This window comes from Agrobacterium sp. D14, from assembly GCF_001526505.1.
GTDB lineage: Bacteria > Pseudomonadota > Alphaproteobacteria > Rhizobiales > Rhizobiaceae > Agrobacterium > Agrobacterium leguminum.
Map to the genome: position 1 here is coordinate 1 of NZ_ASXX01000045.1, position 3,686 is coordinate 3,686.

Here is a 3,686-nt window from a genome sequence, read left to right on the forward strand (position 1 = left end):
GGTGCGATCAAGACCCACCACCTCCACGACGTCGATAACGACACCAAATCCCGCCTGTATTCCGGCACGACGGCCATGGCCTCCATTACCGGCGCACCGATGTCCCGCGTCCGGGATGCCGTGCGGCTCGCCCGTCATGGCGCAGGCTGGGTAGACTGCCGCCGTGCTCCCGCGGTCACAAAGACAAGCGACGACGAGATCGAGAGCACCTTGCGATTGCTGGGTTATGCCGGAGAATGGCACGACATCAAAGGTCGCCCGACCTTTGCTGCGTACCTCAAAGCCCGAACGGGAATTCAGCAAAGCCATCCCTGCGTCGTTTTTCTGGGCAACCACCGCGTTGCCATCAGTGGTGAACTGTTTTGCGATGTGACCAATAACGGCCTGATGGTCGATATCGACCGGGCACCCTGGCGGCGCAAGCAGGTGCACCGTGTGTTCGTCCTCACCCACCGCATCCCCGCGACGCCTATCCCGTCGAAGACCCCGTCCCGCGTCCAGCCGGCACACCTGACGACCGAGCAAAAACGCCAGGTCAAGGAACTGGATCGCCTGTTTCGCGAAGCCGTCAAAGCGGAGACAGGCGCAATGCGGATCAAGGTGACAGCCACCGAGGTCTTCATTATCCGCCCCGACGACTCCGGCTGGACGTGGTGCGGCGCGCGCGATGGCGTCGTCGACAGCCTTCTCAAGCTTCAGCAGCATGGCTGGATTGGCGGCAACACCGATGCGGCCGCGGCCTACCGCGCCACGATGGGTTACTGACCAGCGCTCAGGAGCGGCTCCTTATCGCGGCAATTATCGCCGCCAGTACCTGCCAACCGCCAGACCATGATGATCTGGCATCGCTGCGGGGCTCTCAAGCTCCCCGCCGCCGGTTACCATGTCCCCCGACCTCGCCCATTCGAACGGAGATCACTCCATGACCAAGAACGTTCTGTTCTACGCACGCCATTCTACCGGATACCATGACCATGCCTGCCTCGAAACGCAGCTCTACTACGGGCACCGCTTCATCAAGGAGAAAGGCTGGACCTTCGTAAAGTCCTATGCTGAAGAGGACATCGGCGAAGTCGTCTTCATGGCGCAGCCCCGCGTGCGCAAGCTTTTCGCCCATATCGAGCGCGAAACGGTCGATATCGTCCTCTGCCATACGCTGGACCGGTTGTGCTCGCGATTTGATGTCGCCAGCCGGCTGTTGAGCGAACTCGCTCGCAAGGGCATCGAACTCTGGGTCGCCGATCCCGGCGAGCGTATCACCGCCCGGAACCTGTTCGATTACTATATCGATGACCGCAGCAAGATGTTTGCCGTCGGCAGCCACGTTGCCCAGGTGCCCGATGACCTGCGCGAGGAGAAACACTTTGCGCCCCTTCCATTCGGCTACCGCTATGCCGGCGCCTGCAATGCGGACGGCCAGCGCATCTTCGGTTTCAAGGTCGTCGATCCGGTCGCCGCCGATGTCATCAGGCGTATTTTCGGTATGTATGCCGAGGGAATGACACCGACAAAAATCGCTGCTCTTCTTAATGTCGAAGGCGTGGCCGGTCCCCGTGGCAGTATCTGGCGCGACGCTGCGATCCGCGGCAACCGCGCAAGCGGAACCGGGATCCTCAACAATCCGGCTTACATCGGCGCGTGTAAACAACTTGGCGGCGATGACTACCATTACGTATCGGCACTGCGCATCGTCAGCGATGACCTCTGGGACCGCGTGAAGGATCGCCAGGATGCCGCAGCCGAACGTGCTGCAGGATTGGCAGGGCGCCGCAGGCAGCAGAGCTGAGCACGCTGCAAAGGATCTGGCCGGCGATGCCGGCCAGTGTTCACGAAGACATTGATGAATATGGAATTCCGCAAATGGCCAAGAATGTTCTGTTTTATGCCCGCTACTCCACCGACCGCCAGCATGAGGTCTCAATCGAAACGCAGATCGAACTCGGCAAGGCCTTTGTCGCACGTCAGGGCTGGAAGCTGGTCGAGATCTACTCCGACGCCGCCATCAGCGGCACCAGCTACCAGCTCCGCGCCGGCATCCAGAGCCTCATGGCGCATGTGAAGCGCGAGCGCATCGATGTCGTCCTCTGCATCACCGTCGATCGCCTGTCGCGCGACATCGAGCATAGCGCGAAGATCCTCAAGCAGCTTCGCTATTGCGACGCGGACATCTGGACGGTCCACGCCGGCACCCCGGTGACCGACCTCGAGATGGCATTGCGCGCCGCGCTCAGCCATGAACTGGTCGAACAGATCCGGTATCGCACGCGCGAAGGCATGAAGATGGCCGTCCGGAAAGGCAAGGCATCCACCTGCCTCGCCTACGGCTACATGCTCTCCCAGCAGCGCGATGCGAACGGCGATCGCATCAAGGGTTTGCGCGAGATCGATCCTGTAAAGGCTGAGGTGGTTCGCCGCATTTTCACCCTATATGCCGACGGCATGTCGCCTCGCGACATCGCCCAGCTTTTGAACAAAGAGGGCATCCCGGGCTCGCGCGGCCGCAAGTGGCGCGATACCGCCATCCGCGGCCACGTCAGCCGTGGTACGGGCATCCTCAACAATGAGAGTTACATCGGCCGCATGGTCTGGAACAAGCGTAACTACCGCAAGAACCCGGAAACCGAACGCCGTACCGCGCGCGCAAACGACGCGAGCGAATGGGTGCTGACTGATGTGCCGGAGATGCGCATCGTTTCCGACGACCTATGGCAGCGGGTGAAGGAGCGTCAGAAAGAGATCGGTGAGCTGTTCGATTTCGGGCAGAGCAACCGGCTGAATGCAACGCACCGCCCGGGATACTTGCTCAGTCATCTGCTCGAATGTGCGGAATGTGGCGGCCCCTACGCCATCAGCGGCAAAGATCGCTATAGCTGCACCAACCGCAAGAAGCGCCTGCCGATCGACGGCCTCGACGGCGCCTGCTGTGGTAACAGCAAGACCATCACACGTCATGAACTGGAGGAACGCGTCCTCAACTGCTTGCCCGTGGCCTTCTACTCGATGGATATCTTCGATCGGATTTCAGAGAAGATGGTCGCACATGAGGTGAGCAAGCTGAAGAGCCTGCCTTCGCGCAAGGAACGGTTGACCACAGAGCTCGCGGCGATCAAGTCGAAACAATCAGGTCTCATGCAGCAGATTCAGGACCGCCATGCCGACGGTCGGCCGCGGCTTGCCATCCTGGATGATCAACTGGACGAACTGGAAGTCACGCGCGAGGCGCTGGTTCTGGAACTCGCCCACTCGCAGGAGCCGGCCGAGGATTTCCAGGAGAAGATTGCGAAGCTGAAGGCGCAGTTCAATCCCGCCAATATCGAGATCAGCGTCCGCAAGCTGATCTTCCTCGCACGCAACAACGCCGACGAACATGCCAAGCAGCGGCTGATGCCGATCGTGCGTGATCTCATCCAGACCGTCGTGATCGGCAAGACCCCGGGCCATCAACCGGCCAGTTTGCAGGTACACGGCTCGATCGCCAACATTATGGCCTCTATGGAGGTCCTGGACCTGATGGAGCAGCAGTTCATCACCGCCGCCCAGAATGATCTGATGGCCCGGATTGCATCCGGCGAGCTTGAGACGGAGGAGAAACGCAAAAAGCTCCTCGACGCTTACGCGGAGGAGCTCCGGTGCAAATATCCCGAGTGGGAGAATTTGCAAGTTTCAGTGGTTGCGGGGGCAGGATT

The 3,686-nt window shown here is 60.6% G+C and carries 3 protein-coding genes; all 3 read left to right on the plus strand.

All coding sequences use genetic code 11. From position 1 onward, the window contains the following. Nucleotides 1-765 (plus strand): hypothetical protein (locus L901_RS27510; RefSeq protein WP_059760071.1); only part of this gene is annotated, 765 nt, incomplete at its 5' end. Nucleotides 766-922: 157 nt separating this feature from the next. Further along, on the plus strand, nt 923-1,786 hold the full coding sequence (locus tag L901_RS21185; RefSeq protein ID WP_245289670.1) for a recombinase family protein: 864 nt from the start codon (nt 923-925) through the stop codon (nt 1,784-1,786). Nucleotides 1,787-1,812: 26 nt separating this feature from the next. Continuing rightward, nucleotides 1,813-3,686, plus strand: a 1,874-nt coding sequence (locus tag L901_RS21190; RefSeq protein WP_245289671.1) for a recombinase family protein, incomplete at its 3' end; no start/stop codon positions are given.

Excerpts from the sequence above, each read along its gene's own strand:
- L901_RS21185 (WP_245289670.1), top strand. The coding sequence starts at position 923 with ATGACCAAGAACGTTCTGTTCTACGCACGCCATTCTACCGGATACCAT.